The 15,521-nt window shown below is 45.2% G+C and carries 17 protein-coding genes; all 17 read left to right on the forward strand.

The window, feature by feature from the left end; genetic code table 11:
* Window positions 1–63 precede the first annotated feature (63 nt).
* A complete protein-coding gene (gene trmJ, locus MN199_RS10185; protein WP_335739348.1) occupies window positions 64–804 on the forward strand; it encodes a tRNA (cytosine(32)/uridine(32)-2'-O)-methyltransferase TrmJ in 741 nt (246 codons plus the stop codon).
* A 3-nt stretch (window positions 805–807) separates the two neighbouring features.
* Entirely contained in the window at window positions 808–1,617 is an 810-nt protein-coding gene (gene cysE / locus MN199_RS10190; protein ID WP_132585270.1) for a serine O-acetyltransferase, read from the forward strand.
* Between the two features lie 104 nt (window positions 1,618–1,721).
* Entirely contained in the window at window positions 1,722–2,204 is a 483-nt protein-coding gene (gene iscR, locus MN199_RS10195) for a Fe-S cluster assembly transcriptional regulator IscR (protein WP_132585267.1), read from the forward strand.
* A gap of 17 nt (window positions 2,205–2,221) precedes the next feature.
* The gene (locus MN199_RS10200; RefSeq protein WP_132585264.1) at window positions 2,222–3,436 is read left to right on the forward strand and encodes an IscS subfamily cysteine desulfurase; all 1,215 of its coding nucleotides are present in this window, start codon (window positions 2,222–2,224) and stop codon (window positions 3,434–3,436) included.
* Window positions 3,437–3,465: 29 nt separating this feature from the next.
* Entirely contained in the window at window positions 3,466–3,849 is a 384-nt protein-coding gene (gene iscU / locus MN199_RS10205; protein ID WP_132585261.1) for a Fe-S cluster assembly scaffold IscU, read from the forward strand.
* Between the two features lie 5 nt (window positions 3,850–3,854).
* Window positions 3,855–4,178: an iron-sulfur cluster assembly protein IscA gene (gene iscA / locus MN199_RS10210; RefSeq protein ID WP_132585258.1), complete on the forward strand. Its 324-nt coding sequence runs from the start codon at window positions 3,855–3,857 to the stop codon at window positions 4,176–4,178.
* Between the two features lie 15 nt (window positions 4,179–4,193).
* A complete protein-coding gene (gene hscB, locus MN199_RS10215) occupies window positions 4,194–4,718 on the forward strand; it encodes a co-chaperone HscB (protein WP_132585255.1) in 525 nt (174 codons plus the stop codon).
* 8 nt (window positions 4,719–4,726) lie between these two features.
* Window positions 4,727–6,577: a Fe-S protein assembly chaperone HscA gene (hscA, locus tag MN199_RS10220; protein WP_335739349.1), complete on the forward strand. Its 1,851-nt coding sequence runs from the start codon at window positions 4,727–4,729 to the stop codon at window positions 6,575–6,577.
* A gap of 3 nt (window positions 6,578–6,580) precedes the next feature.
* On the forward strand, window positions 6,581–6,919 hold the full coding sequence (gene fdx, locus MN199_RS10225) for an ISC system 2Fe-2S type ferredoxin (RefSeq protein WP_132585250.1): 339 nt from the start codon (window positions 6,581–6,583) through the stop codon (window positions 6,917–6,919).
* Window positions 6,920–7,070: 151 nt separating this feature from the next.
* Window positions 7,071–8,225: a porin gene (locus MN199_RS10230; protein ID WP_132585247.1), complete on the forward strand. Its 1,155-nt coding sequence runs from the start codon at window positions 7,071–7,073 to the stop codon at window positions 8,223–8,225.
* Between the two features lie 9 nt (window positions 8,226–8,234).
* Window positions 8,235–8,648: a phosphate ABC transporter substrate-binding protein gene (locus MN199_RS10235; protein WP_132585244.1), complete on the forward strand. Its 414-nt coding sequence runs from the start codon at window positions 8,235–8,237 to the stop codon at window positions 8,646–8,648.
* A gap of 147 nt (window positions 8,649–8,795) precedes the next feature.
* A complete protein-coding gene (gene ndk, locus MN199_RS10240) occupies window positions 8,796–9,227 on the forward strand; it encodes a nucleoside-diphosphate kinase (protein ID WP_335739350.1) in 432 nt (143 codons plus the stop codon).
* A 104-nt stretch (window positions 9,228–9,331) separates the two neighbouring features.
* Window positions 9,332–10,456, forward strand: a complete 1,125-nt coding sequence (gene rlmN / locus MN199_RS10245; RefSeq protein WP_335739351.1) for a dual-specificity RNA methyltransferase RlmN — start codon at window positions 9,332–9,334, stop codon at window positions 10,454–10,456.
* A gap of 24 nt (window positions 10,457–10,480) precedes the next feature.
* On the forward strand, window positions 10,481–12,205 hold the full coding sequence (gene pilW, locus MN199_RS10250) for a type IV pilus biogenesis/stability protein PilW (protein WP_335739352.1): 1,725 nt from the start codon (window positions 10,481–10,483) through the stop codon (window positions 12,203–12,205).
* Window positions 12,202–13,038 (forward strand): RodZ domain-containing protein, encoded by an 837-nt coding sequence (locus MN199_RS10255; RefSeq protein WP_335739353.1) that lies wholly within the window; start codon window positions 12,202–12,204, stop codon window positions 13,036–13,038. The genes pilW and MN199_RS10255 overlap by 4 nt, the downstream gene beginning before the upstream one ends.
* A gap of 2 nt (window positions 13,039–13,040) precedes the next feature.
* Window positions 13,041–14,144 (forward strand): flavodoxin-dependent (E)-4-hydroxy-3-methylbut-2-enyl-diphosphate synthase, encoded by a 1,104-nt coding sequence (ispG, locus tag MN199_RS10260; RefSeq protein ID WP_335739354.1) that lies wholly within the window; start codon window positions 13,041–13,043, stop codon window positions 14,142–14,144.
* A gap of 82 nt (window positions 14,145–14,226) precedes the next feature.
* Window positions 14,227–15,501, forward strand: a complete 1,275-nt coding sequence (hisS, locus tag MN199_RS10265; protein ID WP_335739355.1) for a histidine--tRNA ligase — start codon at window positions 14,227–14,229, stop codon at window positions 15,499–15,501.
* Window positions 15,502–15,521: the final 20 nt, after the last annotated feature.

Here is a 15,521-nt window from a genome sequence, read left to right on the forward strand (position 1 = left end):
TTTTCTCATCAACAATTGCATTCTGCTGTGTTAGAATACCTACCCTTTTATGCGGGAAACCTTATGTTAGATCAAATCCGTATCATTCTTGTAGGTACAACCCATACCGGTAATATAGGTTCAGTCGCGCGCGCCATGAAAACGATGGGCTTGTCGCAGTTATGCTTAGTCGCGCCCAAAGAGCTACCAGATGGCCAAGCCTATGCACTTTCCGCTGGGGCCAGTGACATTTTGGCCAATGCCAAAGTATATGACACGCTACAAGCGGCCATTACCGATTGTGGCTTAGTGGTTGGCAGTAGTGCGAGATCGAGAACCCTAAGCTGGCCAATTCTAGAGCCGCGTGACTGTGCAGAATTAGCAGTAAAAGAAGCGCTAACACATCCGGTTGCCATCGTATTTGGCCGCGAAAGTAGCGGTTTAAGTAACGAAGAGCTGCAGCTGTGTAATTATCATGTGTGCATACCGGCAAACCCAGAATATAGCTCGTTAAATTTGGCGATGGCGGTGCAGATAGTGTGCTATGAGCTACGCATGGCCTTTTTACCAAGCCAGCAACAGCCTGCTGTTGAAGATGATGTCGCCTATCCAACGAGTGAACAAATGCAGAGTTTTTATCAGCATTTAGAAACCACCTTAAATGACACCGGCTTTATTATTAAGCAACATCCAGGTGTAGTAATGACAAAACTAAAACGTTTGTTTACGCGAGCCCGGCCTGAAGAGCCGGAATACAATATATTACGCGGCATACTAACGTCGGTGCAGCGTTTTGGTCGCAATACACCAAATAACAAGGAGTAGCCGATGTTTTCTGGTATCAGAGAAGATATCAAAAGTGTGTTTGAGCGTGATCCAGCGGCGCGCAGCAGCTTTGAAGTATTAACCAACTACCCCGGACTGCACGCAATTTGGTGGCATCGCATTAGCCATAAGTTATGGCAAGCAAATTGGAAGTGGTTAGCACGGTTTTTAAGCACATTAGCGCGTTGGTTTACCGGTGTAGAAATTCACCCTGGCGCAAAAATAGGCCGCCGGTTTTTTATCGACCATGGTATGGGCGTAGTAATAGGCGAAACCGCTGAAATTGGTGACGATGTAACGCTATATCATGGCGTAACCTTAGGCGGAACCAGCTGGAACCCAGGTAAGCGCCATCCAACATTAGGTAATGGCGTAGTAATTGGTGCTGGCGCTAAAGTGCTGGGGCCTTTAATGGTTGGCGAAAACGCGCGTATTGGCTCAAACGCGGTAGTGGTAAAAGATGTACCGGCAGGCGCTACTGTTATTGGTATACCCGGACGCATAGTCGCCAAAGCCGACACCCCTGTTAGCGCCGAGCGTAAACAATTAGCCCAGAAGTTTGGCTTCGATGCCTATGCGGTTGCGGCAGATAATCCTGATCCGGTAGCAAATGCCATCGGTAGAATGCTCGATCATATCCAATTGCTGGATAACAAAGTGGGTGAGTTGTGCCATAGCGTAAATCAGCTTGGCGGCAATGTTTGTGATCAGATGCCCGTTGTTAATATTGAAGAAGAAGACTTCAAACTGGCCGAAGTGCGTGCAGCACAAGCGCGACAGCGCGATGTTGAAGCATTTGACCCAGATATTTAAACTGAACCTTAGCCCTGAATACTTGACTAAATTACTAGGTTATTAATACTTGACTAAATTAGTCAAGAAAGTAAAATAGTGGCACTGTTTTCAGGGAGCAAACCATGAGATTAACGTCGAAGGGCCGCTATGCGGTAACGGCCATGTTAGATGTGGCCTTACACACAGCAAGTGGGCCAGTGTCATTGGCCGATATTTCTGAACGACAAGGTATTTCTTTATCGTATCTTGAACAATTGTTTGCTCGCTTACGTAAGCAAGGTTTAGTAAACAGTGTGCGCGGCCCAGGTGGCGGTTATCAATTAAGCCGTGAAGCTATAGCTATATCGGTGTCAGACGTTATTGCTGCAGTAGATGAGTCTGTTGACGCAACTCGGTGTCAGGGTAAGTCGGACTGCCAAAGTGGTGCACGCTGTTTAACGCATACCTTGTGGAGCGACCTTAGTCATCGCATACAAGATTTCCTAACCAGCATTACGCTGGGTGAGCTGGTAAACCAGCAAGATGTACAGACCCTAGCAAAACGGCAAAATGGCCGCATTGCAAAGAACCCGGCAACTGATATTAAAGTTAGCTGCCAGCTGTAGGCAACACGGAGCAAAGAATGAAGCTACCTATTTATCTGGATTACGCTGCAACTACCCCAGTCGACACTCGGGTAGCAGAAAAAATGATGCAGTTTTTAACTATGGACGGCGAGTTTGGTAACCCTGCATCACGTTCGCATCGTTTTGGCTGGCAAGCTGAAGAAGCGGTAGAAATTGCCCGCAGCCAGATTGCTGATTTGGTTAATGCCGACCCGCGTGAAATTGTATTTACCTCAGGCGCCACGGAGTCTATTAATTTAGCGATTAAAGGCGCCGCTGATTTTTACCACAAAAAAGGTAAACATCTGATCACGGTTAAAACCGAACATAAAGCCACTTTAGATACCATGCGTCAGCTAGAGCGCGAAGGGTATGAAGTAACTTACCTTGAACCACAAACCGACGGCCTAATTACTATTGCTATGCTAGAAGCCGCAATACGTAAAGACACTACGGTACTTAGCGTGATGTTCGTTAATAACGAAATTGGCGTGGTGCAAGATATTGCGGCTATTGGTGAATTCTGCCGCAGCAAAGGTATTTTACTGCACGTTGATGCGGCGCAAGCGCCGGGCAAAGTAGATATTGACCTGCAAGCATTAAAAGTAGATTTAATGTCGTTCTCAGGCCATAAAGTATACGGCCCTAAAGGCATTGGCGCATTATTTGTGCGTCGTAAACCACGCATCCGTTTAGAAGCGCAAATGCACGGTGGCGGCCATGAACGTGGTATGCGTTCAGGCACGTTACCGACTCACCAAATTGTGGCTATGGGTGAAGCGTTTCGAATTGCCAAGTTAGAAATGCACGACGAAATAAAACGCATTACCACACTGCGTGACCGCTTATTAAATGGCGTAAAAGATATTGAACAGGTGTTTTTAAACGGGCACCGCGAACAGCGTGTACCGCATATTACCAACATTAGTTTTAACTATGTTGAAGGTGAGTCACTGATAATGGCGCTAAAAGATATCGCGGTATCATCAGGTTCTGCTTGTACTTCTGCTAGCTTAGAGCCTTCTTATGTGCTGCGCGCGCTAGGTATGAGTGATGAATTGGCTCACAGTTCTATCCGTTTCAGTATTGGCCGCTTTACTACCGAACAACAAATTGATCACACCATTAAAATTGTGCATCAAGCAATTGAAAAGTTACGAGATATGTCGCCGCTTTGGGATATGTATAAAGACGGTATCGATTTAAACACTGTGGCTTGGGTTGCGCACTAAGCGCGCTAGCTGCATAAGAGGTAACTATCATGGCATACAGTAATAAAGTAATTGATCACTACGAAAACCCACGTAACGTTGGTTCATTTGACAAAGATGACGCCACTGTTGCTACCGGTATGGTAGGAGCACCAGCGTGCGGCGACGTAATGAAGCTGCAAATTAAAGTTAACGCTGCCGGTATTATTGAAGACGCTAAGTTTAAAACCTATGGTTGTGGTAGCGCTATTGCATCTAGCTCGCTGGTAACTGAGTGGGTTAAAGGCAAAAGCTTAGACGAAGCGCAGCAAATCAAAAATACCGACATTGCGCAAGAATTGGCATTGCCACCAGTGAAAATTCACTGTTCTATTTTGGCTGAAGATGCCATTAAAGCCGCTATTGCAGACTACAAGCAAAAGCACGGAGGCTAACAACTATGGCTATTTCGATGACAGCAGCTGCCGCCGATCGCGTGCGCAGTTTTCTGCACAACCGCGGTAAAGGCATTGGTTTGCGAGTAGGTATTAAAACTACTGGCTGCTCTGGCCTAGCTTATGTGCTGGAGTTTGTTGATACCTTGAACGAAGACGATGAAGTGTTTGAGCAAGATAACTTGAAGCTGATAGTCGATGGCAAAAGCTTAGTCTACATCGATGGCACCCAGTTAGACTTTGTCAAAGATGGCCTGAACGAAGGTTTTCAATTTAACAACCCCAACGTTAACGGCGAATGTGGTTGTGGCGAAAGTTTTACAGTATAAGCGTGTAAGGGCCGGATGAATTATTTTCAGTTGTTTAATCTACCGGCAACATTCGAGCTCGATTTAACCGAGCTCGGATCGCGCTATTTGCAACTACAACGTCGGTTTCATCCTGATCAGCACAGTGCAGGATCAGAGCGCGACCGGCTGTTGGCTGTGCAACAAACGGCGAATATTAACGATGCCTATTACAGTTTAAAGCAGCCACTATTGCGTGCTGAACATTTGCTGGCGCTTCGCGGTTTAAAAATAAGCCACGAACAACGCAGCTTCACCGATCCGGTATTTTTAATGCAACAGATGGAACTGCGTGAGCAATTGGCTGAAATAAGCCAAAGTGCTGATCCAGATGCCATCATCAACAGCATAGAGCGTGAATTACAGCAGCAAAAAAATCAGCTGTTGCAACAATTAGCAAATGCATTAGAAACCAAAAGTGCCGAGCAAGATCAACTCGCAGCAGACCTTATTCGTAAACTAAAATTTTTCTTTAAGCTTCAGTCAGAGCTGGAACTAATAGAACAACAACTACAAGACTAAACGACACTATGGCGTTATTACAGATCGCAGAGCCTGGACAAAGCGCTGCGCCGCATCAGCACAAGTTGGCGGCCGGCATTGACCTTGGGACAACAAACTCACTGGTTGCTACTGTACGTAGTGGCGAAGCTAAAACGCTGTTAAATAAAGAAGGCTTGGATATGCTGCCTTCTATTGTGCGTTACACTAGCGACTCAGTAATAGTAGGTAATGCGGCCAAGTTAGCAGCAGTAGACGATGCAGAAAATACCATTCTATCGGTAAAGCGGTTGATGGGAAAAGGCTACAGCGAAACCTTGGCGTTAAACGATAAAGTGCCTTACCAACTGGTTGATCAACAAGGCTTGGTAGCAATTAACACCGTTCAAGGTGTAAAAAATCCGGTGGAAATATCGGCAGAAATTTTAGCTACACTGGCTAATACTGCAAGTGAAACCCTTGGCGGGGAATTAAATGGCGTAGTTATTACTGTGCCAGCCTATTTTGATGACTCTCAGCGCCAAGCTACCAAAGATGCGGCTAAATTGGCTGGTTTAAATGTGTTACGCCTGTTAAATGAACCCACAGCAGCCGCGTTAGCCTACGGTTTGGATTCTGGACAAGAAGGCGTTATTGCCGTGTATGATCTCGGCGGTGGTACCTTTGATATCTCTATATTACGGCTGCGTCGTGGAGTATTTGAAGTGCTATCTACCGGCGGCAATTCAGCGCTCGGTGGTGATGATTTTGATCACGCTATCGTGAACCATCTGCAGCAGTTAACTGGTCATAGTAGCTTGTCACATCAAGCTATGCGCCAATATTTAACGCTAGCACGTGATATTAAAGAGCAGTTAACCGATAGTGACAGCCTAAGCTTTATTTTACCCGGCAGCGATAAGTCAGCAACATTAACTCGCAGCGAAGTTGAGCAGTTAATGGCGCCATTGGTGAAAAAAACTATCCGCGCTTGTCGTCAGGTATTGCGCGACGCGAGTTTAACCACAGCAGACATTGTTAAAGTCGTTATGGTTGGCGGTTCAACTCGTGTACCGTTAGTACGTAGCGAAGTAGCCGAGTTTTTTGCAACAGAGCCTCTAACGTCAATTGATCCTGACAAAGTCGTCGCCATAGGTGCAGCAATTCAGGCGAATGTGCTGGTTGGTAACAAAGCGGACACCGATACCTTGTTGCTTGACGTAATACCGCTATCGCTGGGCCTTGAAACGATGGGCGGTTTAACCGAAAAAATTATTCCACGCAATACGGTAATACCGGTAGCGCGCGCGCAAGAATTCACCACCTTTAAAGATGGTCAAACCGCGATGGCTCTGCATGTAGTGCAAGGCGAACGTGAGCTAGTTGACGATTGCCGCTCACTGGCGCGGTTTGAACTACGTGGCATTCCGCCGATGTCAGCGGGTGGTGCGCATATTCGTGTTACCTTTCAGGTTGACGCAGATGGTTTGTTAAGTGTTACTGCGCAAGAAAAATCAACCGGTGTGCAGGCCAATATTCAAGTGAAGCCGTCGTATGGTTTAAGCGACGATCAGGTTGCAACTATGCTAAAAAACTCGATGCAATATGCGCGACAAGATATGCAGCTACGCTTATTACGTGAGCAACAAGTAGAAGCCGAGCGCGTATTAGAGGCGGTATCTCAGGCGTTAAAAGCCGATGCGGCCTTGTTAGGCCCAACAGAGTTAGCCGCTATTCGCGCTGCGCTTGCTAATCTAGCTACAGTAAAACAGAGCGAAGATACCGCCGCGATCAAGGCTGCTATTGAGCACACCAACACATTAACTGATGACTTTGCTGCACGGCGTATGGATCAATCGATCCGTACTGCGCTGACCGGCCATAACGTGGACGAGGTATAACACATGCCACAAATTGTATTTTTACCCCATGCAGAGCTATGCCCAGATGGAGCAGCATTAGAAGCAAAGGCCGGTGAAACGGTATTAGATGTGGCATTGCGTAATGGTATTGCCATTGAGCATGCTTGTGAAAAGTCTTGTGCTTGCACTACCTGCCACATTATTGTGCGCGAAGGTTTTTATTCGTTAAATGAAAGCGACGAGCTAGAAGACGATATGTTAGATAAAGCGTGGGGCTTAGAGCCTGAATCACGCTTAGGTTGCCAGGCTAAGGTCGCAGACGAAGACCTAGTTGTAGAGATCCCAAAATATACTATTAATATGGTGAGTGAAGGGCATTAAGCTTACTACAGCGTTATCGTTTAATAAAAGGCTGAAAAGCCTTTTTTTATGCTAATTAACTGATACAAATCAATAAAAAAGTAGCGTAAGACTAGCGCTTGGCGATGTTTAGTCTAACCTGTAAATAACAACGACAATAAACGGAGTCATTATGTTTAAAAAATCCCTGCTTGCAGTGTCCTTAGCTGGTCTGCTCGCGGCACCAGCTTATGCTGATGTTACTATTAATGGTTTTGCATCAATTAATGCAGGTATCGCACTTGATAAAAATGACAGTTTGTACGGTTATGACGATAGCTTAGATTTTAAAAATGAGAGTTTGTTTGCGATACAAATTATGTCTGACCTTGGCGAAAAGCTATCAGTAACCGCTCAATTGATGGGCCGGGGCTCAAATGACTTTGATGTCGGTTTTGAATGGGCGTTTATTAGCTATCAAATCAATGATGACTGGCGCATTAATGCTGGTCGATTACGCACGCCATTTTATAAATACTCTGATTTTCGTGATGTTGGTTACAGCTACGATTGGCTCAGGGTGCCACAAAGTGTGTATGGTTTAGGCTATGACAATATTGAAGGTGTGTCGTTATATCATACCACGCAGCTGGGTAGTTTTGACTCTAGCTTACAGTTCGTGGCCGGTACCTATGACGGCATAGGCTATATTAGCGGCAATGACCTTAATGTTAAGTTTAACGATATCGTCGGCGTAACCTGGGAGCTAAGTCAAGACTGGTTTAGTGTCCGCGCAGCCTACCTCGCGGCGAAAGTGACTATTGGTATTGACTCCATTCAACTTAATGCTACTACCACTGTTGGTGGCGTTTTAGCGGGGCTATCAAATGCAGGTCTTGATGCCTTAGTTAGCGAAATTGACGTGGCTGATGAAAATGGTGCCTTCCTTGGTTTAGGTTTTACCTTAGATAAAAATGATTGGTTAGTTGTTGCGGAATACACCACAGTTAAAGTATCAAAAAGCTTTGTTGGCGATAAAGAAAGCTATTACGGTTCAGTCGGACATCGCTTTGATAAGCTAACGCCTTATGTATCTTACGAAAAAGAAAAACGCGACGTAAAAACGGCGATCTATACACCTTATACGACAACATTACCTCAGCCAACGTTAGGCGCTGTTGTCGGCATAGTACAAAGTCAAAATCGCGATGCTAATACCTATAACGTTGGTTTACGCTATGACTTCCATCCTTCTGCTGCCTTTAAAGTACAGTACAGTTCTGAAGATAATAACATTGCCGATGTGCGCCAATCTGTATTGGCACTTGGTGTCGATTTAGTATTTTAAGGGGCCGATATGAACATCATAAAAACATTACTGTTGTTAAGCGCGTTATTATCTGGTGCGGCAATAGCGGATATTTCTGTCGTTGTTAATCCGGCAAATGCTAATGCGGTATCAGCTGATGAGTTAAGCCGCTTATTTTTAGGCCGTGCGTCAAGTTTTGCTGATGGCACTAAAGCAACACCGCTTAACCTAGCTGAAGGTCTGCCAGCACGAGATGAATTTGATAGTAAAGTATTAAGTCGTTCGGCGTCGCAGCTTAAAGCTTATTGGTCAAAGTTGGTTTTTACCGGTAAAGGCACACCACCCAAAGAGCTGGTTGACGATGCTGCAGTAAAAGCTGCTGTAGCAAGCGATGCTTCAGCCATCGGCTATATTAGCAGCGCGAGTGTAGATGGTAGCGTTAAAGTTGTTGCTACGTTCTAGCTGTAACTAAACTTATTAAGCCGCGTTGCTAACTTAGTACCGCGGCTTTTTTGTCAGCAAAAATAGGTTTTTTTTTGCAACTAGCGTATAATTTGCCGCCTTAAATTTTAATCATTTAGTTTAATCTAACTTAATCAGGAGCCTGTTATGGCGTTAGAACGCACTTTTTCAATTATCAAGCCGGATGCAGTAGCAAAGAACGTTATTGGTGCTATTTACAACCGTTTTGAATCTGCTGGTTTACGTATCGTTGCCGCTAAAATGCTACACTTAAGCCAAGAGCAAGCTGAAGGCTTTTATGCTGAGCATAAAGAGCGCCCGTTTTTTGCTGCATTAGTGTCATTTATGATGTCTGGCCCAGTAATGGTTCAGGTATTAGAAGGCGAAGACGCTGTGCGTAAAAACCGTGAAATTATGGGTGCCACTAACCCGAAAGACGCTTTTGCTGGTACGTTACGTGCAGATTATGCCGCAAGCATTGACGAAAACGCAGTACATGGTTCAGATGCTGCTGCATCTGCAGCACGTGAAATTGCCTATTTTTTCACTGACGCTGAGTTATGCGCCCGCACCCGTTAAGCCTTAATTACTAAGGTAACGGATAAGGGGGCAACAGCCCCCTTATTGCATGTTGGTACAGTGTTTTATGGTTATTGTTTATTGTGGTAAGGAGTGCTCTGCAAATGACTGAGCAACATAACAAAATTAATTTACTTGATTTAACCCGCGCTGAAATACAGGCGTTTTTTGTCGAATTAGGTGAAAAGCCATTTCGAGCTGATCAGGTAATGAAATGGATTTACCACTTCTGTATCGATGATTTCGATAAAATGAGCAATATCAATAAAGTATTGCGTGAAAAACTAAAAGCTCGCTGCGTTATTGAAGCCCCGGTTGTGGTAACGCGACAAGATAGTAGCGATGGCACGATTAAGTTTGTGATGGGTTTAAGCGGTGGACAAGAAGTAGAGACCGTTTGGATCCCAGAGAAAGAACGTCGTACTCTATGTGTGTCATCTCAAGTTGGTTGTGCCTTAGATTGCTCATTTTGCTCTACGGCACAGCAAGGTTTTAACCGTAATCTAAGCGTATCTGAAATTATTGGCCAGGTATGGCGCGTGGCACAAATTATTGGCAGCTATGGCGATACTGGCGATAAACCGATAACTAACGTCGTGATGATGGGTATGGGCGAGCCGTTGCTTAACCTAAATAATGTCGTGCCAGCCATGGAGCTAATGCTAGAAGATTTTGGCTTTGGCTTGTCAAAACGTCGTGTAACCTTAAGTACTTCAGGTGTGGTGCCAGCGCTAGATTTGCTGCGTGAAAAAATTGATGTGGCGTTAGCTATCTCGCTACATGCGCCCAATAATGAATTACGTAACGAGCTAGTGCCGGTAAATCGGAAGTATCCGATGGAAGAGTTTTTAGCAGCATCTCGACGTTATGTTGAGAACTCTAAAGCCAATGATAAGGTCACAATAGAATATGTCATGCTGGACGGCATTAATGACAGTACGGAACAAGCCCATGAGTTAGCTCATGCGTTAAAAGATACGCCGTCAAAAATTAACCTGATACCCTTTAATCCGTATCCTGGTTCGCCATATAAGCGCTCAAGCAATTCACGGATTGACAGATTTAACAAAGTCTTACAAGAATATGGCTTTACTGTTATTGTACGTAAAACCCGAGGTGATGATATTGATGCCGCCTGTGGTCAGTTGGTGGGTGATGTCATAGATAGAACCAAACGGCAGATCAAAAAGCAGCAAAAAGGTCAGCCGATAGAAATTAAAATCTTGTAATAAATCAAGGATGTGGGTGTGGTGATGCAAAAAGTTCTGATTGGTGTTTCACTCTGTAGTTTGCTGATATTAACCGGCTGTGTGTCGGAGCAAAGCTATGTTGGTAGTGATAAGCCCGTGTCAGAACGTACTTTCGACAATATCGAAGCTGCCCGCACTCGTATTTCTCTTGGTTTAAACTATTTACGTCGAGGCGATACCTCACAGGCCAAATATAACCTAGAGCGAGCGCGCAGTTTTGCGCCTAACTCTGCCGAGGTGTATAGCGCGCTGGCTTATTATTATCAAAGCGTGGCTGAAGATAAACAGGCCGAAGAGTATTTTCGTTTAGCGATTCAAAAAGACAATAACTATGCTGATGCTTATAATAACTATGGTGCGTTTCTCTGCCAATTGCAGCGCTACGACGAAGCCGAACAGCTGCTGCTTAAAGCAATAAGTCGACCGGGTTATATTCGGGTAGCAGAAAGTTACGAAAATCTCGCGTTATGCCAGTTACAGCAAAACAATTTTAGTAAAGTAAAAAGCTATCTTGATCTCTCGATCAGTCATAATACTACCCGCATTACCGCACTTACTATGGCGGCAGGTTTGGCCTATGCGATGGGTGATAATAAGCAAGCCAAAATGCAGCTTGATCGGATACAACGTTTGGGCCGAGTATCAGCGCGTACCGTGTTGCTGAGTTATCTATTAGCTGAAAAAAGTGGCGACCGTGAAATTATGCGTAGCGCTGAGCAATTGCTAATAACCCTATATATAGAAACGCCAGAAACGCGAATGTTTTTACAAGGTAAGTTACAAGACAGTGAATTTGAGCAGCTGCGTGAACGTTATAAAGATAGCCTAATGGCTAATATCGTGTTGCCAGACGATAATGCGCCTAAACCCGAGTTACCAGCCGCACCGGTAGCCAACCCCAAATTAAAAGTGGTTAAACGCAAAAACGACGACAGTTCAGCCGTGCCTGCGGTTGTAACCTCGGGTGTTGCAGCAACACAAAATAGCGGCACAGGCATCGCTAATAGTTTGGTGGGTGCGACGACAGGCGCCGTCGTTGCCAGTCTGCCAAATAATGCACAATTGCCAGCAGAAACCATCAAGGCTGATATTGACTATAAAAAGCAGCAAGATGCAGCACGGGCTAAATTGGAAGCACAACAGCAAGCCGATGCGCAAGCTAAGGCTCAGCAAGTTGCGTTAGACGCTGCCGCAGCGGCTGAATTAGCTAAGGCGCAGCAGATTGCGTTAGAAGCCGAACGGGCTACTGAATTAGCTAAAGCTGAGTTAGTTGCGGTAGAAGCCGAACAAGCAGCTGAAGTAGAGCCGGTAATTAGCGAGAACGTGGTTACACCTGCTGTGGAGTCCGAGTCAAGTGAGCAACTGTTTCATATCGTACAAGCGTCTGAATCGTTGTACTCTATTTCACTGCAGCACAATATTCGCTTGCAGCGCCTAATGGATTGGAACCAGTTAACACCAGATTCGGTGATTAAAACCGGTGAAAAAATTTGGCTAGGCCCAGTTTCTGACGCTGAGCGCATACAGCCAGTGGAAACGAAACGTGAGCAGGTTGCAGCTACTGAACCCTTTCATACCGTAAGTAAAGGTGAAACGATGTTTGGCATTTCTTATCGTTACAACTTGCGCTTAAGTAGTTTTATGAGTTGGAATAATTTTACTGAGAATAGTAAATTAACAGTCGGGCAGCAGGTATATATTATTGACCCTGCTAGTGCAACGCAATGACCGACGAGCTAACTAAGCCGATAAGTGCCGGGCAACTACTACGGCAAAAGCGAGAACAGCGCAACCTTAGCGTACAGCAGGTCGCGTTACAGCTAAACTTAAAGCCAGCACAAGTAGAGCAATTAGAACAAGATCAACCGGTAGGCGCGTTTGAAACCTATTCTCGCGGTTATGTGCGGGCCTATGGGCGGTTACTAAAAATATCTGCAGCGGAGTTAGCCGCAGCGTTAGCTGTTAATACTGGCAATGTACCAACTACTGCCAAGCAGCCTATGCGCACCTTCTCTAATCGCACAGCAAAGCAGGCAACTGAAAGCCGTTTTATGTGGTTAACCTACGGTATCATTATTTTGTTAGTGATACTGTTGTTTATCTGGTGGTGGCAAACCGATAAGCTAAGCCCAGCCGCAGAACAAAATGAGACAGTGAGCGAAAGCCAACAAATAGCACCAATAGTTGCTAAAGCCATAACTGAACCCGAGCCTGAGCCATTAGAACCAACGCCTGAGCAATTAAGTGTGCTATTGGAGCAATTAGAGCCTGAGGCAAGTATTGAGCAGCCAGAGGTGACTACGCTGGTACCTGAAAGAGATCAGCTAGAGCTACGCTTCAGTGAAAACTGCTGGGTAGATGTAGTCGATGCTGAGGGTAACCGCTTAGCCTTTGGCACCAAGCAAGCTGGCTATATAATGCAGTTAACGGGTAAATCACCTTTTGTCGTTACGTTAGGTAACCCTAGCGTAGTAAAAGTAAACTTTAATAAACAAGCTATTGATATGTCGGCGCTTGCCGCTGGCCGAGTGGCTAAACTTACTATCCCTGAGTCAGACTAAACATGTTTGCACAAAATTTAATTAAACGTCGTCAAAGCACACAAATTCGAGTTGGCAATGTATTAATTGGCGGCGATGCCCCCATAGCCGTGCAATCAATGACCAACACTAACACGTTAGATGTTGCTGCTACTGTGGCGCAAATTCAAGCTATTGCTAAAGCTGGTGCGGATCTGGTGCGAGTGTCAGTGCCAACCATGGACGCAGCTGAAGCCTTTAAGCTTATAAAGCAACAATCCCCGATCCCGCTAGTGGCAGATATTCACTTTGATTATCGTATCGCGCTAAAAGTAGCAGAATACGGCGTTGACTGTTTACGTATTAATCCCGGTAATATTGGTCGCGAAGACCGTATTCGCGCTGTGGTAGATTGCGCTCGCGATCACAATATCCCTATTCGCATTGGCGTAAATGGAGGCTCGCTTGAAGCTGACATTCAAGAGAAATATACCGAGCCAACGCCTGAGGCTTTAGTAGAATCAGCAATGCGCCACGTTGAAATTTTAGACCGACTTAATTTTGACCAATTTAAAGTCAGCGTTAAAGCATCTGACGTATTTTTAGCGGTAGGGGCATATCGTTTACTGGCCAAACAAATTAAGCAGCCATTGCACTTAGGTATTACTGAGGCCGGTGGTGCACGAGCAGGTGCGGTAAAGTCGGCTATCGGCTTAGGCATGTTATTGGCTGAAGGAATAGGCGATACCTTACGTATTTCTTTAGCTGCCGATCCGGTAGAAGAAGTTAAGGTAGCTTTCGATATTTTAAAATCGTTACGTATTCGTTCTCGCGGTATCAACTTTATTGCTTGCCCGAGTTGTTCTCGGCAAGAATTTGACGTAATTAAAACCATGAATCAGCTAGAGCAGCGTTTAGAGGATATTATTGATCCACTGACCGTATCTGTAATTGGTTGCGTGGTAAATGGCCCAGGTGAAGCATTAGTCTCTGATTTAGGCGTCGCAGGCGCAAGTAAGAAAAGCGGTTTTTACATCAATGGCCAACGACAAAAGTTACGGCTAGATAATGATAATGTTGCGGATCAGCTAGAACAGCAAATTCGCGACTATTTGCAGCAGAAAATAGCGATAAGACAACAAGACTAACCTAAGTAAGCTACTTGGTGTTTAGCGCTGTTGCGCCTATAATCGCCGCAGTTTTTTAACTCACACTGATGGAAGTTTAATTTTGTCGAAACAAATTCAGGCCATTCGCGGCATGAACGATTGTCTGCCAACAGACACGCCAGCATGGCAACATGTAGAACAGATATTGCGTCAAACCGCGGCGAGTTATGGATATAGCGAAATACGCTTTCCTATTGTTGAGATGACCGAGCTGTTTAAACGCTCTATTGGTGAAGTTACCGATATTGTCGAAAAAGAAATGTACACCTTTACTGATCGTAACGGTGATAGCTTAACCTTGCGTCCGGAAGGTACAGCCTGCTGCGTGCGAGCTGGTAACGAACATGGCTTACTGTATAACCAAGAGCAACGCTTATGGTATACTGGGCCGATGTTTCGCCATGAGCGCCCGCAAAAAGGGCGTTATCGCCAGTTTCATCAGTTTGGCTTAGAAGCTTTTGGTATAGGCACGCCGGATATTGATGCCGAAGTTATTATGTTAACTGCGCGTTTATGGCAACAGCTGGGTTTAACACCTTATGTCAAACTAGAGCTAAACTCGCTGGGTTCTACCGAGGCGCGTGCGGCCTACCGCGATGCCTTAGTTAGCTATTTAGAACAGCATAAAGGCATGCTTGATGAAGACAGCTTAAGACGTATGCATAGTAATCCGCTGCGCGTATTAGATAGCAAGAATCCGGCATTGACTGAGATTTTAGCTAACGCACCTAAGTTAGCCGATTACCTAGATGAAGACTCTGCTACACATTTTGCGCGCTTGCAGCAATTACTCACCTTGGCCGGTATTGAATTTAGCGTAAACCCACGTTTAGTGCGTGGTTTAGATTATTACAATAAAACCGTGTTTGAGTGGGTAACTACTGAATTAGGTTCACAAGGCACAGTCTGTGCTGGTGGTCGTTATGATGGCTTGGTGGAGCAATTAGGTGGCAAAGCAACACCAGCAGTAGGCTTTGCCTTAGGTCTTGAGCGCTTAGTCTTATTATTACAAAGTTTGCAGTTGTTACCAGAGCTACCAGCCATAGCGGACATCTATCTAATGGCGCTTGGCGAGCAGGCTGAACTTGCTGCGCTTTCTGTTGCCGAAAGGCTGCGAGCCGACTTGCCTAGCGCGCGTATCATGGTGCATTGTGGCGGCGGCAATTTAAAAAAACAAATTAAGCGGGCTGATAAATCTGGTGCAGCAATAGGTTTAATTGTTGGTGAAGACGAATTAGCACGCGGTGAGATTACGGTTAAGTGGTTACGTGAAGATAAACCACAGCAAACTATATTATTAACTGAACTGGCGAAAACACTGGCCTTTACCGCATAACAGGCCTTTGACGTATAACG

The sequence above is a fragment of the Rheinheimera metallidurans genome (genome assembly GCF_036983985.1).
In the GTDB taxonomy this organism is placed as follows: Bacteria; Pseudomonadota; Gammaproteobacteria; order Enterobacterales; family Alteromonadaceae; genus Alishewanella; species Alishewanella metallidurans.